At 45.0% G+C, this 14515-nt stretch carries 26 protein-coding genes; 5 read left to right on the top strand and 21 right to left on the bottom strand.

All coding sequences use genetic code 11. The annotated features are described in order from the left end of the window. Positions 1-68: 68 nt before the first annotated feature. On the top strand, positions 69-347 hold the full coding sequence (locus QF049_RS05105) for a hypothetical protein (RefSeq protein WP_307535349.1): 279 nt from the start codon (positions 69-71) through the stop codon (positions 345-347). Between the two features lie 54 nt (positions 348-401). Here QF049_RS05105 and QF049_RS05100 read toward each other — a convergent pair whose 3' ends face one another. The 14 genes from QF049_RS05100 to QF049_RS05035 all read right to left on the bottom strand — a co-directional run bounded on the left by QF049_RS05100 (position 402) and on the right by QF049_RS05035 (position 9516). Beyond that, positions 402-1211 (bottom strand): ICP22 family protein, encoded by an 810-nt coding sequence (locus QF049_RS05100; RefSeq protein ID WP_307535347.1) that lies wholly within the window; start codon positions 1209-1211, stop codon positions 402-404. A 21-nt stretch (positions 1212-1232) separates the two neighbouring features. Beyond that, complete coding sequence (locus QF049_RS05095) at positions 1233-1652, bottom strand: RusA family crossover junction endodeoxyribonuclease (protein ID WP_307535345.1); 420 nt, start codon at positions 1650-1652, stop codon at positions 1233-1235. After that, complete coding sequence (locus QF049_RS05090) at positions 1649-1807, bottom strand: hypothetical protein (RefSeq protein WP_307535343.1); 159 nt, start codon at positions 1805-1807, stop codon at positions 1649-1651. The genes QF049_RS05095 and QF049_RS05090 overlap by 4 nt, the downstream gene beginning before the upstream one ends. Continuing rightward, a complete protein-coding gene (locus QF049_RS05085; protein WP_307535341.1) occupies positions 1791-1955 on the bottom strand; it encodes a hypothetical protein in 165 nt (54 codons plus the stop codon). Before QF049_RS05085 ends, QF049_RS05090 begins: the two co-directional genes overlap by 17 nt. A 38-nt stretch (positions 1956-1993) precedes the next feature. Then, on the bottom strand, positions 1994-2152 hold the full coding sequence (locus tag QF049_RS05080) for a DUF6906 family protein (RefSeq protein WP_307535339.1): 159 nt from the start codon (positions 2150-2152) through the stop codon (positions 1994-1996). 13 nt (positions 2153-2165) lie between these two features. After that, positions 2166-3536: a replicative DNA helicase gene (gene dnaB / locus QF049_RS05075; protein WP_307535337.1), complete on the bottom strand. Its 1371-nt coding sequence runs from the start codon at positions 3534-3536 to the stop codon at positions 2166-2168. A 13-nt stretch (positions 3537-3549) separates the two neighbouring features. Continuing rightward, positions 3550-3888 carry a replicative helicase loader/inhibitor gene (locus tag QF049_RS05070; RefSeq protein ID WP_307535335.1) on the bottom strand — a complete coding sequence of 113 codons (339 nt, stop codon included), beginning with the start codon at positions 3886-3888 and terminating at the stop codon, positions 3550-3552. Continuing rightward, positions 3875-4813, bottom strand: coding sequence for a DnaD domain protein (locus QF049_RS05065; RefSeq protein ID WP_307535333.1), 939 nt, complete (start codon positions 4811-4813; stop codon positions 3875-3877). The genes QF049_RS05070 and QF049_RS05065 overlap by 14 nt, the downstream gene beginning before the upstream one ends. A gap of 49 nt (positions 4814-4862) precedes the next feature. Then, positions 4863-5144, bottom strand: coding sequence for a hypothetical protein (locus tag QF049_RS05060; protein ID WP_307535332.1), 282 nt, complete (start codon positions 5142-5144; stop codon positions 4863-4865). A 193-nt stretch (positions 5145-5337) separates the two neighbouring features. After that, a complete protein-coding gene (locus tag QF049_RS05055) occupies positions 5338-5526 on the bottom strand; it encodes a hypothetical protein (RefSeq protein WP_307535330.1) in 189 nt (62 codons plus the stop codon). Positions 5527-5531: 5 nt separating this feature from the next. Beyond that, positions 5532-6239: an MBL fold metallo-hydrolase gene (locus QF049_RS05050; protein ID WP_307535328.1), complete on the bottom strand. Its 708-nt coding sequence runs from the start codon at positions 6237-6239 to the stop codon at positions 5532-5534. Then, a complete protein-coding gene (locus QF049_RS05045) occupies positions 6239-7327 on the bottom strand; it encodes a hypothetical protein (RefSeq protein ID WP_307535326.1) in 1089 nt (362 codons plus the stop codon). The genes QF049_RS05050 and QF049_RS05045 overlap by 1 nt, the downstream gene beginning before the upstream one ends. After that, entirely contained in the window at positions 7328-9316 is a 1989-nt protein-coding gene (locus tag QF049_RS05040; RefSeq protein WP_307535324.1) for an AAA family ATPase, read from the bottom strand. It abuts the gene before it with no gap. Further along, the gene (locus tag QF049_RS05035) at positions 9313-9516 is read right to left on the bottom strand and encodes a hypothetical protein (protein ID WP_307535322.1); all 204 of its coding nucleotides are present in this window, start codon (positions 9514-9516) and stop codon (positions 9313-9315) included. The genes QF049_RS05040 and QF049_RS05035 overlap by 4 nt, the downstream gene beginning before the upstream one ends. A 196-nt stretch (positions 9517-9712) precedes the next feature. Between QF049_RS05035 and QF049_RS05030 the strand changes: the two genes are divergently transcribed. Then, positions 9713-9958: a hypothetical protein gene (locus QF049_RS05030; protein ID WP_307535320.1), complete on the top strand. Its 246-nt coding sequence runs from the start codon at positions 9713-9715 to the stop codon at positions 9956-9958. Here QF049_RS05030 and QF049_RS05025 read toward each other — a convergent pair. From QF049_RS05025 to QF049_RS04995, 7 genes are all read right to left on the bottom strand, one after another. Beyond that, positions 9873-10286, bottom strand: coding sequence for a hypothetical protein (locus tag QF049_RS05025; RefSeq protein ID WP_307535318.1), 414 nt, complete (start codon positions 10284-10286; stop codon positions 9873-9875). The genes QF049_RS05030 and QF049_RS05025 overlap by 86 nt on opposite strands. 126 nt (positions 10287-10412) lie before the next feature. After that, complete coding sequence (locus QF049_RS05020) at positions 10413-10649, bottom strand: hypothetical protein (protein WP_307535315.1); 237 nt, start codon at positions 10647-10649, stop codon at positions 10413-10415. After that, entirely contained in the window at positions 10646-10918 is a 273-nt protein-coding gene (locus QF049_RS05015; RefSeq protein ID WP_307535313.1) for a hypothetical protein, read from the bottom strand. Before QF049_RS05015 ends, QF049_RS05020 begins: the two co-directional genes overlap by 4 nt. Before the next feature lie 4 nt (positions 10919-10922). Beyond that, positions 10923-11162 (bottom strand): helix-turn-helix domain-containing protein, encoded by a 240-nt coding sequence (locus QF049_RS05010; RefSeq protein ID WP_307535310.1) that lies wholly within the window; start codon positions 11160-11162, stop codon positions 10923-10925. 142 nt (positions 11163-11304) lie between these two features. Beyond that, positions 11305-11508, bottom strand: a complete 204-nt coding sequence (locus QF049_RS05005; RefSeq protein ID WP_307535309.1) for a hypothetical protein — start codon at positions 11506-11508, stop codon at positions 11305-11307. Further along, a complete protein-coding gene (locus tag QF049_RS05000) occupies positions 11508-11825 on the bottom strand; it encodes a DNA-binding protein (protein ID WP_307535307.1) in 318 nt (105 codons plus the stop codon). The genes QF049_RS05005 and QF049_RS05000 overlap by 1 nt, the downstream gene beginning before the upstream one ends. A gap of 38 nt (positions 11826-11863) precedes the next feature. Next, on the bottom strand, positions 11864-12070 hold the full coding sequence (locus QF049_RS04995; protein WP_373428335.1) for a helix-turn-helix domain-containing protein: 207 nt from the start codon (positions 12068-12070) through the stop codon (positions 11864-11866). Between the two features lie 187 nt (positions 12071-12257). Here QF049_RS04995 and QF049_RS04990 point away from each other — a divergent pair, with 187 nt between their 5' ends. From QF049_RS04990 to QF049_RS04980, 3 genes are all read left to right on the top strand, one after another. Further along, positions 12258-12593, top strand: a complete 336-nt coding sequence (locus QF049_RS04990) for a helix-turn-helix domain-containing protein (RefSeq protein ID WP_307535302.1) — start codon at positions 12258-12260, stop codon at positions 12591-12593. 77 nt (positions 12594-12670) lie between these two features. Beyond that, a complete protein-coding gene (locus QF049_RS04985) occupies positions 12671-13297 on the top strand; it encodes an ImmA/IrrE family metallo-endopeptidase (RefSeq protein WP_307535300.1) in 627 nt (208 codons plus the stop codon). Positions 13298-13302: 5 nt separating this feature from the next. Further along, on the top strand, positions 13303-14499 hold the full coding sequence (locus QF049_RS04980; RefSeq protein ID WP_307535298.1) for a tyrosine-type recombinase/integrase: 1197 nt from the start codon (positions 13303-13305) through the stop codon (positions 14497-14499). The last annotated feature ends 16 nt before the right edge of the window (positions 14500-14515 follow it).

The raw sequence follows: 14515 nt of genomic DNA, 5'->3' as shown, positions 1-14515 counted from the left end.
GAACGGTAACTATGCGCCTAATGTTCCTCTCCATGTGATCCGATAAATCACATAAGGAGGTGATTTATATGTTCGCAGCTGTTATACGAATTGCAGATACGCTTCTTTATATATTCAAATTTTTTTCCTATACGTTAATTGCATTTTACTTATATTTTCAAATGAAAGTTGGACAACTACCGCATAACAGTAAGGTCCAAGATTTTCTTGATTGGTCAGATGGTGTGCTGCTCCCTTTTCTAATGGCGGCAGCTGCTTGTGAAGCAATCCATATCTTCCTTCGTCCTATTTTGAAGTGGGTAAAATTAAAGGAAGAAGATGAGATTAGAAATATTTTAAATTCTTAAGAATGTTATATATCACCCCGGTCGAACATTGACCGGGGCTCCTTTTCGTGAAGATTACGCTACCCCGCTGCCTGCCATTTGTTCCTTGACTGCCTTCTTGTAACGAGAAATTGCACCACTCAGCTTGCCTTGTGAAATACCCAGGCTGTCAGCAATTTCACGCCAAGTTTCATCGCTTCCACGTTTACGTTCAATCGCAGCAGGAACGTCTAGGGTGATATCAGGGATGATTGGACGATTTTCCAAGATGTAACGTTCAAGGTCATCGGGATTGATTTCGTCCGAAGCACCTTCCGTATCACCTGCAGGCGGCTGCTCACCCTCTAAATCTCCAGAAGAGAAATCCATCTCCTTCGGTCCGGACTGATCATCGCCACCATCTTTCATCCAGTTCGGAATGTCGTCGTCACCGTATGGATCGTTCGGATCGTTACCCGGATCATCGCCGCTTGTTGGTGGCACGACTGGTTGCCCTTCATCATTTCCATCTTCCTGACCATCTTCAGAAGGCCCCTGCGGCTGAATCGGTTCGCCATCTGGTCCGAACATCTTGCCTTGATTTTCATCCTGCTCAGGTTCGGAACCTGGCCGATCGATCTTGGTAACAACACCAGATTGATCAGTGGTTACGCGATGGCCGTTCCAAGTACGATACATGGCGTCCCGTTCCTCATCCTCAAAATCGAATGCGGCTTGTGGATCTCCCAGAATGACGTGAATCTCTTTGTTCAGGCAACTTGTCAGGAACTGAAGGTTTTGCTGCGCCACCTTATGTGGAATCGTCAGCTTCAGCTCAACATCCTTATCACCGAATACAATCTTTTTGTCCGTAGTTGCCATGAATTTTGCGAAATCTTGTACCATATTCATTCATCTCCTCAAATTTTATAATTGTGATAATTCCTTGATTTTCACTTCAATACGTGGTCGTGCGCTGTACCGCTTCCGGGCAAACACCTCAACTACCTGGCTATCATCCTTCCAAATCACACCTTTCAGGGCATCTTTTACACCCTTCAAGTAATTGTCCACGTCCGGTTTGGTCGTCGGTACGATGTGACCAGCTTCAGCAAGAGCAACACGCTTTTTGCTAAGTGATTTTGGTATGGACCGATAAACCGTCAATACCATTCCAATGGGTCCGAGTAACAAAGCATCAGGTGCATACTCACTAGCAGCCAATCGTACATAATCTTTATAGTCCTTAGATTTGGCTGGATCGTACATCTTCACGAAACCAGTTCGGGTTGAAGCCTTGGGTCTACCTTGTGCCACCGGTTCCCCATAAACCGTAAAAGTAATCATTTGGCTTTCCGTCCTTTCACACTTACTTTTCTGCGTTGACGTGCAGGCAGCATGTCCCGCCGAATGACAAACACCTCGGCCAGCTTACGACCATCGTCCCCACGAACAACGTAACTCAAGTGTGTTTGATGGTGCGGATCAATCAGCTTTCGCATGTTGTACCTCCTGACCTGGCACTTCACCGACAATTGCATCAAACTCAGCGATCCCTTCGTGGAGCTCAGTTTGATCAATCCCCGCAAATTCCTTTTGCAACTCATCCTGATCTGGAACCTGTCCCGTGTTCATAAATCGATGTCTCATGTACTCTGACACCGACCATCTCGTCCAAGAACTGCCCATCATGCTCCCCGCCGAATAGTTCTTGGCTTACCTGAGAAGCGATGAACAATGACCATTCGGTCTGGCATATCCCTTTCAATCAACCAGTTCTCCGCATTCAAGCCATTAGCCTTAATCTCAATCTTTTGCCGCTTTGTCGGCCGCTTCCCTTGCTTCATGTCCGTTTCCTCCTTACGCCCACTGGCGTTGTTCAATATTTTGAGGCTGTTGTGGCGGTTTTGGCCCGAATGAATCGTTATGAGTGCGTTGATAATTAACGAATTTATTGAATTGCTTCAGGAAGACCAGTTCCACAGTACCGATCGGACCGTTCCGCTGTTTACCGATGATAATTTCGATGATGTTCTTCTTCTCCGATTCCTGGTTGTAGTAGTCGTCCCGGTACAGGAACGCTACGATGTCGGCATCTTGCTCAATGGACCCGGATTCTCTCAAATCGGACATCATCGGGCGTTTGTCCTGGCGTTGCTCGACTGCCCGACTGAGTTGGGACAATGCAACAACCGGAACATCCAATTCACGAGCCAATTGCTTCAAAGTCCTTGAAATCTCGGAAACCTCTTGCTGTCGATTCTCAGAACCTTTTCCTTGACGACCTGCGATGAGCTGAAGATAGTCGATGACGATCATCCCCAGTCCTTCCTGCTTTTTAAGGCGGCGACACTTCGCGCGGATCTCGTGTACAGTAATACCTGGCGAATCGTCGATACGGATATTTGTTGCACCCAGGATTCCGACTGCTTCAGCAAATTTTGTCCAATCGCCTGAAGCAAAATCGCCCATCCTCATGTTACTTGCGTCGATGTTCCCCTCAGCACATACCATCCGCTGAACAAGTTGAGCTGCCGACATTTCTAAGCTGAATATAGCTACAGGTTCGGTATTCCGAATGGCCACGTTCTGGGCAATGTTCAGAGCGAAAGCCGTTTTACCTACTGATGGTCGAGCAGCAACAATAATCAAATCACTCTTTTGCAATCCGGCTGTAATACTGTCCAAATCGGTGAAGCCTGTTTGAATACCTGTGACTGTACCGTTCTTAAAGTTGTCAAAACGAACCTCAGCAGATTCCACAACTTCGATCAACACATTTTCAATGCGCTTAAAATCCTGTTTTGGTGCTGCTCGATCAGTTAATTTGTTCTGTGCTTGTTGAACGCTAGACATTAACTGCGACAGTTCGGTTCCAGCAGCTGCTTGCTGTATCAGAAGCATATTCGTCCGGATCAGCTCCCTGCGAACTGCCATATCCTGAAGCTGTTCGAAGTAATAACCGGCATTTGCGGCAGTAGGTACTCCCCCCGCCAACTTAGCAAGGTAACTGACTCCTCCGATGTCTTCCAGTTCACCTTTGTCCTTCAGGCTTTCCGTCACTGTAACAAGATCGATCGGATTTTGACCTTCAGCCAATTCTGCAATCGCTCTGTAAATTAGGCTATGGGCCTTATCATAAAACGCATCTGCAGTGAGGATCTCTGCATGTTCCAAAGCTTCCACTGATTTGAGTATCAATGCACCCAGCGCAGCTTGTTCAAACTGCATGCTGTGGGGCAGGTTATTTTCTATGTCGAAGCTTTGCAAGTAACTCATCCTTCCATCCCGGCGGCGGCGGGCAAGCTTTAAGAGCCGCTGCTTCTCTCTCCGCAAAATATGTTTCTGTTAAATCTCGCATCCGTTCACGTTCAATCTGTTCGCCAAGTCTTCCGCGGATCTCCGAGATGGTCGGCGGCCACTTTATAGTCTTGATATGCTGATCCACGTTTTGGATAGCTGCTTCATACGGAAAATCTTGAAGATGCTTGTAGTGGCGATCCACATTCTCCTCACTGTCATCGAAAGTCGGGTATTCGTCGGTGATTGCCATGAACAATCGAATAACATCAGCCTTTTCCACGGGCTTCCTCCTCCCTCAGCCTTTGTTCTAAACTGTCCCTCTTTTGCTGCCTTAACGGTTGCTGTCTCCGACCACTCGGTACCGAACCTGTTGTAACTGAAGAACCTTTCCTTGCTTCGAAAGCATCATCCAACGCTTTGGCGGCTTCAATCGTTTTGGCCCCAGACCTCAGATAGTCTCCAAGGATCTTGGTAATAAGGGTGAACCTGTACCCTGATGCAGCCAATGCCGCTCGTTCCATCGCCCGTATAACCACAGCCTCGTCCATGTTGTCCTCATCGATGTAAACGATAAGTTGCTGTGCTTGAAATGGATTGCATTCAAATCCAAACACTCGCTTGTGAGCCGAGTAAAATGATTCATACTCCGGATCAGGTTGTTGATCAATCTGATTCTCGTCTGCAGTAGCAGATGATGAAGCAGAAGAAGAAAGAAGAAGATCTTTTAATACAGGGTCTAAAATTTGTTCCACTTTTCGTTCTACTTGAGGAAAGTGGTTTAAATTTTGTCCCGCTTTCTCACCTACCCCGTCAAAGTGGTCTAATTTCTGTTCCACTTCCTGCCCTACTTCGTCTGAGTAGCTATTGAAGTGGTTCAAATTTTGTTCCACTCCGACACCCAACAAGTCAAATTCGACGCTGTAATCTCCTTTGGATTGTCCTCTTGGCGGTTGAATGTAAGCAATCAATCCTGCATCAACGAGCTTTTTTCGATGAGCATTTAGCGTACCTTTGTTCGTGATTCCCGTTTGAACCATGAGATCCTTATTGGTCATTTTCCATGCCTTACGCCACCCAAGCTTTGCACTGCGTCGCCATAAGGCAATCATTATTGCTATCCCTTCAGGACCAAACTCTTCCGGCCCGCCAATGGCTTCAAATTGTTCCAGAAGCCCGGAAAGGGTCGGTCTGGCTGTCTCGGTCACTTGCGTCTCCCCCTCCCGTAGCAGCCGTGAATTTATTCATTTGCACAAATCAATATCGCTTTACTGCGTGGATCTCGGCACCGAGTTTACAAGTTACTCCATGTGCTGTCCGCATTCCAACTTCTACCCCCGTACTCAACTCAGAGACAACAATGTTGAGGAAATCAGGCATCTTATCACGTTCACCAACCACAGCCATTTGAGCACCAAGCGCATATGCTGCAGCCCTGAAATAATCCACTGTTGCACCTGGTCCTGCAGTTGTCGCTTCATCAAGCAACTTTTCCATGCCTTCAAAAACATTCAAGCTTAACTGTTGTTGACTGCTCACTTTGGTTGCCCCTTCCCTAATCCCTTACGAACCTGATCTTGTACCTTTGCCCAAGCATCTTCATAAACGACGCTCGGATCATCACCGTCAAGTAACTCCATAACGATGCTCGCTTCAACCTTCAAACTTTGAAAATTGCCAAGGTTTTTGGTATATGAAGCACCGACAGATATTTGTTTTACCTTGGGTATCCTTAATGCCCCCTTCTATGTTGTAAGAATACATGCGGATACTTGACCCGCTTGACTTCCCAATCCGGGTACCCGCGTTCAAAATACGCAATAGTTTCACGTTGAAAGGCTGCCTTGTCAGTATCGAACAACTTCCAAATCCGTTCCCCCATCATGCTCTTCAGGAGCGGCTTGCCTGACAGATCGTTCATATCGATCACCTACCCGCTACATATACCTGTTTGCCTGTGAGGGCTGCTATTTCTCGTTTGAACAGCGCTTCATTTGAATTGTTGTCTGACAGGTGAAGCAAGTGAATCTCTTGCACACGCCGCATGTCGTTCGCTCGGATAAACTCTTTGACGTTCTCGAGCGAGAAGTGCGAACGCAATAATCTATGTTTCATGACCGCCGGCACATGGCCAGCGGCGATATTTTGATTAAGGATCTGGATGGAATAATTGCACTCGATCATGATGTGAGTAAGTGCGGTAAAACGATGCTTGATGTAATAGGTATCTGTTGCAAACAGAAGCTTGTCCCCTGCTGTATTAGCCAAGAGGAACCCCAAGGGCTCCGCTGCGTCATGCTGAACATCAAAGGGTAGAATTGACCAGGTACCAATGGTGAATGGCTCAAGTGCCGATACACGCCGCACACGATGACTGTCTATCCTTAAAGCATCAGCAGTACCGGAACTGGTGTATATGTCCACTCCTGCCTTGATCAGATCCTTAACAGCGATGCTATGGTCTCCATGTTCGTGAGTTACGAGACATCCGGACAATGATGACACCTGAAATGCAAGACCGCGCTGAATGTCCTTATAGCGCAGCCCTGCATCCAGCAGCAGGGACGTGTGGCCGTCCGTGATTCGGTAGGAGTTACCCGCGCTACTGGAGCCGAGAGAAGTAATTTCGATCATCAGAATCCAGGTCCATTACCATCAGATGGACCATCATCAACGAACTCCATTTCTCGTTGTTCATCGTGTTGATCAGGTTCATGTTGAAGGTCGTTTTCTTCATTTGGTTGACCTGGCGGCGGTGAAATATCAATCGGCTCTGTATTGGCATGTTCAGCGATTTCGCGTTGAACCTCGTTGTACGATTCGTCGGTTGCTTCGGTGTAAGACATTTCAACCAACGCATTACCAAAGTCTTTCGGAATCTTCTTCACAACGTTGTTCCGCATCTTACGAATGATCATAGACTCACGGCTCTGTGGTTCAGTCCACGCAGGACTGATGTATTGTTGTAGATCAGGGTCATCCAACGCTGCCATACCTGCAGCTTTCGCTTTGTTAAGGATTTCCGATTTCTTCACAGCTATCTGTTTACGTTGGTCGGCAGTTGCCTTGTATCGATCAGCGCAAATGCCAAATGTTTCATTCATCATGTTATTGTTCATATGTGCGATAAGATTACGGACAACATCTTCTCTTTCAGCTATATGAAACTCGATAGTTCCGTCTTTCTTCATGATGGGATATACAACTCTCACCACGTCCCCTTTGCCCTTTGGCTGCCAAGTCGGCGGAACAACATCAAAGCCTGTGTATTGCGGATATGTGAATTCGTCACCTTCCCGGACAAGCCAGAACTGACCAACCTTCTTCACATCGCGTCCGTAACGGGCGAGAATGGCATCATTGCCATCACCCTCAATCCCCATCTCGACTTGTTTCTTCCATGTGGTTACATCCTTGCCCTCAACCTTCTTTTTGACCGAGACGTTCCGGGTTTGAAAGTAAACTTCCCGAGGACTTGCCGCAGCATTAAGTTTAAGAGAAGCGACTTGAAGCAAGATTTGAGTAATATTACTCTTATCGAGATCACTGTCATTCCAGCTGATCCCTTTAGAATCCAAGGAATTGTTAATCGCTGAAATGGCATTTAGTACACATGATTTTGCGTATTCGTCCATCTTCACGCCATTCCCGATGAGTTGACGCTCGATCATCGGGAAATAGTTGTCGTTTACTTTTGAAAGTGTTGTAGAAAAGTCGCTCAATTAAATCGCCTCCTGGATGTTGTGCTCCAAACGGAGCTTCTTGTCGCCTTCTGATACCACCAAGCGAATCACTTGGGCATCTGTATCGATGAGCTGCGTCACGGCTTCGGCATTGTCGACAAATATCGGTGCTGAGAATCCGTAATGCTGTCCAAGCGTATTAATGATGTCCAATCCAACGTTGATTCGAGCAGCGTTATTCAGGCCGCCCTCATAAGGAACGCCGTTATACAACGTCTTGCAAACGTCCTTCAACCCACCATTGATCTGTTCTTCGAACAAACGGAACCGTGCATATCTGAATTTGCTGTTGATCTTGGATTCAAGCATAGAAACCTTGGTGCGCGTGAATTCTTCTGTCAAGAACAATTCGTGTTCCAGCTTTTCGAACTCTCCTGCAAGCTTCCGCTCTTCCTCGCTCAGCTCAGTGATCCGCTTCTCAGTAGCAGCTACTGTCGCCAGCTTAGCTTTGTCTGCTTCCAGGTCATCTACCTGGGAACGGATCAAACGGATCTCGGATTGCACTTTGCCAATGGCATCAGCTGAAGAAGAACGAAGTTGCTCAATCTCAGCACGGACTTTTTCTCCATCTCGCTGTATGGATTGATACTTGGTATTGTCTAATGGATCAGCAATGTTACTTTGTAAGCTCTGCAGAGTTGCTTCGGCTGCCATAACTTCTGCCGCCTTTGTTGCAATTTCCTTCTGAAGCTTTGCCAAATCGCCTTCAAGTGTTTTCAATCCCTTTTCAAGATCACTTTTCTCTGCTGCAGCAAGTTTACCGTCTGCACTAATTGCTTCTAGCCGCTTGGACTTGTCCAAATTAAATGCTTCGAGTGCTTTATCCTTTGCCGACTGGACTTGATCATCCGGAAGTGATTGTCCGCATGTAGGGCAGTTGGCATCATGTTCGTGTTCGTGCACCGGGTACTGGAGACTGTCAAGTGACGTCCATTCTGCCCGCAGCCTTTTAACCTGGCTATCTGCACGAACAATTTGGCCTTTGTAGCGCTCTGCCTCACGTTGCCCCGCAGTTAACCGGGACTGTAGTTCAGAAGCTTCACCGCGTAATTGCGAAAGCCTTGCTTGTTGCCCGTTTACTGCTTGTAAGCCATCTGCCTGAATCACTTGCTTAATTTCAGTCAACTCCGCGTTGATCTCGCGCAAGCGGATCTCCTTGGCCGACAACTCACCGCCGGATTGAATCCGTTGAAGCTCAGCGGTTTTGGCATCAACCCTGCCGCGCATCGTTTCGATGTCTTCCTGTAGAAGTTCAACGTCCAAGTCGGACACGTCTGGCATACTGTGACGAGCTTCATCGATGCGGACCGGGATCTTTTCAAGTTCCTTGTTGATCTCAGTCCGACGAGCTGCGATCACCTTGCGGTGATCCTCAAGGCTTCGATCTCCAAGAATGTCAGCCAATGGCGCGAGTTGCTTGCTGCTTGCAATGATTTCGGCATCCGTCATCTCACCGCATACCTCCAACAAAACTTTGCGGCGAGCATCTGGTTTAAGAATCTCGTTAAAGTAAGAAGGACTTGTCAGGAGTTTGAATATGTCCTCACTGATCAGCCCATCGACTTCGGCCTTGTACTGCCCTTGCTTAACTGGTACGCCATCGACGTAATAATCTGTTGTGTGTCCGCTGAACTCCCCTGTTGCTTGCCCACGCTTACGCGTCCATTTCTCAGCAAACACTTTTTTGAAGGAACGACGGCGACGATCAACCATCAGTACTGCTTCAACCTCATGTTGTAGGCCATGTTCAGCAACTTTCCCGGCTTCATCCAGACCTTTGATTTCAAAGTCCGTCCGATTTTGGCTGTCTTTACCGAACAGCGTCCATACGAACCCATCGAACAACGTTGTTTTTCCTGTGGCATTGTCACCGTAAGCAGAAACACTGCGACCCTCAGCTTCCAATACAAAATCCCGTAACCCCTTAAAATTGCGAAGGATCAGGGATATCAAAGTAATTTGTCTCATGCGCTCTTCTCCTTTGATTTGAAGTGCTGGCTGATTGCATCCGCTACAGCCGCAAGTTGATCGTCATCGGCCATCAGTTCAACGGAACCAAATGTACCCGAGACGGAAAGTATTGCTGGCGTGTAGCGCATCGCTGGCTTAACAGCAGCGTCAATGGTTTGAGCGGATAAGTCGACAGTAATTGCAGTCGTTTTACTCATAACGTCCTCCTTGTTTGGAACGGTCACCCATGGTAAGATGACCGTGTATCCATATTTAATTGTGAAAGATCAGGATGACCGCCTACCCGCGGTCATTTTTCATTTCTTCAACTTCCTCTGTCCATTCCATTCTCATCATCCAAACTTCTGATAAAATAGGATTGTCCATATCATATTTAGAAGGGAGGTGATGTATTTGAAAACTATCGGAATTGATGCAGAAACTTTGTTCGTCATCGGCTTAGGCGAACAAATTGCAGATGATGGTGTACTTGAAGTTTTTGAAGATAAAGAAATTATTAATAATCCCCAATTTCTTAAACCTGCAATAGAAGTTGCTAAAGAAGAAGCAATTATTAAAGCCGTTGCAAAGATGATTGAAGCGAACAACGCTGAGCTTCTAAAGCAGTTAAAAGCTGCTGGCGTAATTGCGGATCAGTAATCAATTTTTCAGCCCGATACTTACGAAGCTCTAATAGCTTTATCTCTTGATTAATCAAAGCCGTCGTACCAGCGGCGGCTTTCAACTCCGTCACATCTTCTGCATCATGTACCGCAATCTGTCGATAATCGACGATCACCGGAGCGTTCTCAACGCTTGTAATCAAATGGCCATTCTCATCAAGAACATAGAATTCTGAATGAATGTGTTGTGGAAGTTCTTCTCCCACCTGTTTGATTTCAATGACCTCGCGGCCTTCGATTTCAGTACCCACTTCAAACACCCTGGTCGGGTTGCTTACAACAGTAAGCCGATGAATAATTTGCACGTGGTATCCTCCCTTCATATGTATTGATGCGTCAGCCGCATCTTCCGACGCCGTACGGGAGTTGGTTATGCAACCGTCCGACGTCGGAAGACAAGGCCGACTTGGCTTGTCTTGTTCTCAAGTGTTCTAAATCTCGTCGATTGCGCTAACCGCAAGTGACATATATTCCGTAGGTAGCTCACGAAGGCTTGCGGCAGCATTCTGCCAGTGGTGATAAATCATATCTCGTTCCTGCCAAAGGGCTTCGAAATCAGATCCCTGAACCGATCCATTGAAGGACATCACAGCCGCCGTGTTCTCGCGTAGAGCCTTGGCTGATTCTGTATAGTTAAAAATGATTTGGATAGCCATTTGTACGTTCATACCGAATCCCTCTTGTGTTTATCTGAGGGAGCGGTTAAAATAAGCAGCACAAGAGACTTTAATCGAGTTCTCAAACCAAGTGTCCGCCCTGCCAGGCGGGCATTTTTCATTTCTACTTCCGCGAACCGGATCATCCGGTCAAGATATTCCTCTGCATTCTCCATTCGTCCAGGTAACATTCTTTCAGGTTGCTTTCGTATCAGTCGTAAGTTATGTAAAGAATGTTTTCCAGCTTGCAACGCTTCGGCTGCCAATTGTTCACGAGACATTTCATCAACCTCCAATTAATCGTTGTATCATGCTGATCCCGTCCATGCCGTACAAGAATGCAACGACGACTTCTCTAGCACCTGTTACCTCTGCCCATCGCATCATCGTGGTCATGTCCGGAATCTTATGATCTTTTTCGAATTTGCTTACACAAGCTTGCGTCCGATGGAGCTTGTCTGCCATCTGTTCTTGCGTGAAACCAGCACGTTCGCGGCAAGCCCGCATGATTGTCCCAAACTTCATTTCCAACCGTGTTCACCTCCCCCTCGGATTATTCCAATTTGGAATGGTAATACGTTTAACAGTGGGAGTATCATACTTGTAGAGCATTTCCCTTGATCCCTTCATCGTCCGCCGGTAGCCGGTACAGCTCCGGCGGATTTTCTTATATGCTCAAGGTGCCATGGGTTGTTGCCTTCAATGAATTTAGTTCGTCGAACGTAATCTCTTCCGGATTGTCAGTATGACGACCGTTATATAAGGTTTGTTGAAGAGCTTCATCTGGCTCCATACCTTTAAGCAAGACCCTTACTGCCGCCCCTGCCACGCATGCGGCTGGAGATGATTTTCGATACCAGTGTAGCGCCATCAAGCAACGCCTCCTCGTTGCTCCCAGTATCCTTTGGCGTTGTCTTTCACCCACTCGGTATGCTCATCGATCCAAGCCATCAATGAGTGAAAAGGAACTCTTGGGTGACCAAATTCTCTAATCACTGGGAAGTCTTCTCTATTCAAAAGTTCAGCTGCTTTCGTAGCGCCGATTTGCAGCAATTCCATTAACTGCTTCTTATCCATCAATGTCGGATGAGTATGTAAAGAAGCATATGGTGATTGTTCGAGGGCCTTGTGAACTGCTGACATGATCATCTGTTCTAACTCGCTCGGATTGACTTCAATTTTGAACATTCCCACTTTACCTCCTTACTGAATTCAGAATTAAACAATTATGAACCCGTCTTTTCTGTAGAGTTTTTAACAAAAACTTCGCGTAACGCGTAGCGACTAGCCAAAAAAATTTCTTCTTTCTTTTTCTTATAAAGGTGGGCTATCTGACCAGCACGTTCAGAACTAACTTGCCTTAAACCATTTTCAATCTGAGATAAGTATCCCGCTGATATACCTAAATTTTTCGCTGCCTCTTCAAGGCTCATCTTTGCATCAAGGCGAGCTAATTTTGCAGAGCTATTCAATTGATTTCCTCCTCCCAAACTTTGCATAACGTGAAGTTAAGGTAATAATACATCGCAATAAGCAAAGTGTCAACGCGTTTCGCAAAGTTTTGTGTATTTTATTTTCATTGTGCAAAGTGCAAAGTATAATAAATAAAGGTGATGCGCTATGTTTAATGGAAAAAGGTTGCGTAATTTACGCAAAGAAAAAGGTCTAACTATGAAAGACCTAGGAAAAAGATTTAGTTTGGCTGAATCTACAATTTCAGGATATGAAAATGAAACACGTAAGCCTGATCTAGAGACAGTTGATAAATTTGCTGACTTCTTCGAGGTATCGGCTGATTATCTGATGGGTCGTTCTGTTTCCAAAGCCGCCTCAGGTGGAAGCGCGTATATGGACGGTGGCAAGGGCTGGACTGATGAAGAAAAAGAAGTAGCGAATGCAGCAATACAAGCCTGGCGTGAGATGAAGAAGAAACAACAGGAGCAGCAGGACAAATAGAATCACAAAGCCCTTTGGGCTTTTCTTTTCAACCAAAAAACGAACATATGTACTATTTTACAAGGGGAAATGGCACAATGCTTCCATATTATGAACCAACAGAAACAGAACTGTTGATCTGCGATTTGTATCAAGCGTTTGGCATTAAACATCCGTACGAACTGGATATCGATCTGATAGCCTCCATTTGGGGAGCAGACATCATTTATTACAACGGAAAACCGAAGTCTCACTGGGAAGATTGGGGCAGCGTTATTTTTCTAAACAAGAACACTTCACTGAAGCAACGAAGAGCAGACTTTTTTCATGAGTTGGCTCACATTGTTCGTCATGAGGGTAATCAGGATGATCTCCCAGAGCTTTTTGTTGACCTGCAAGAGATACAAGCATCAAACTTTTGCTTAATCGCTTCTATTCCCTATTATCTTCTTCCTACACCATTGGATATGACTTGGAGTGAGTATATTGGACTCCTTTCGGAAGAGTTCAGAGTCCCTATTGTATTAGCTGCGGATCGTGCAGAACAGATTACTTCTAGATTCCATGAAGAATACCACAGTTACCGCGAAGATGTTGATGCAGCAATCTCCGCTATGCAAATTTCTGCTGCTCTTTATAACTCTAAAACAGCTAAGTCATCTTCTGAAGCTGAACGGCTACTACAGCAGTTGAAATATCAAGTATATGGTAAAATTAAGAGGTGATAGTCATGCCTTACTTCTACAAAGTAGAAGCTAATAATAAACAAGGGTATAAGTGGGTTTGTGTTGGGGATGCCCAGCCTGATCCTTACACAGGAAAGAGAAAACAAATCTCTCGGAGAGGGGATACAAAGAAAGAAGCATTAGCTCGAGTCAATAAAGTAATTGGAGATTTAAATTCATATGGAATTGATGCACAAAAAAATAAGAAGATCACTTTTGAAATGGTAGCAAAGGAATGGCTGTCCACTTATTCCAAGGGCAGAATCAAACAACGCACTCTAGATCAAAGAGAAAGCACCATAAATGCTCTTTGTAAGTACTTAGCACAAGTGAAAATAGAAAAAATCACACATCAACAATATCAGGATATACTTAATGATTACGACAACAAAGGATACTCCACCAGCGCAATAATAACACTTAATAGTGTCGCTAATATGATCTTTAAACATGCAATAAAAAATAAAATGAGACAAGACAATCCTTGTTTTGGGGCAATTATCCCTAAAAAGACCAGAACAGTTGAAGAAATAGAGAATGATCTTATTGCTGAGAAGTACTTCGAAAAAAATGAGTTGATAGAATTTTTAGATGCTACTAAAAAGCATGGGCAGTATCAAGATCTTGAAATGTTTTACTTGTTAACTTTCTCAGGCATGAGATCTGGTGAGATGTGTGCTCTTAAATGGAAGGATATCAATTTCGAAACAAATGAAATTCGAATTACAAAAACTATCTACAGTAAAAATGATAATCGCGATAATTACTTAATAACTCCACCAAAAACAGAAGGTTCAATAAGAACTATTGAAATTGATAGTGACATCATGAGATTATTAGAAAAACATAGAGCAAATCAGAAAAATATTATGAATTCTTCAGATAGCAACTTTGTTTTTTGTAGGAAAAACAGATATCCGTTTTTTCCAAAAATAATTCTAGAGCATATGAAGAAAATTCTTTTGCACACAACAATATCAAAACCGGCAACACCACACATTTTTAGACATACTCATATAAGCATGCTTGCAGAAGCGGGAGCTGATCTGAAATCAACAATGGGCAGAGTTGGACATACAAATGCCAAGACAACTCTACAGGTGTATACTCACGTAACCGATAAAATGAAAAAAGATACTTCTAACAAGATAAAAATACATTACGCAGATATACTTGGTTCAACAAAATCGCAAGAAAAGTGATTTTTTTTGTGAGTTT

Origin of the sequence: Paenibacillus sp. W4I10, assembly GCF_030816325.1 — a bacterium.
Classification (GTDB): domain Bacteria; phylum Bacillota; class Bacilli; order Paenibacillales; family Paenibacillaceae; genus Paenibacillus; species Paenibacillus amylolyticus_B.
Note: the sequence above shows the minus strand (reverse complement) of the source record. Positions and strands in the feature narration are given on the sequence as shown.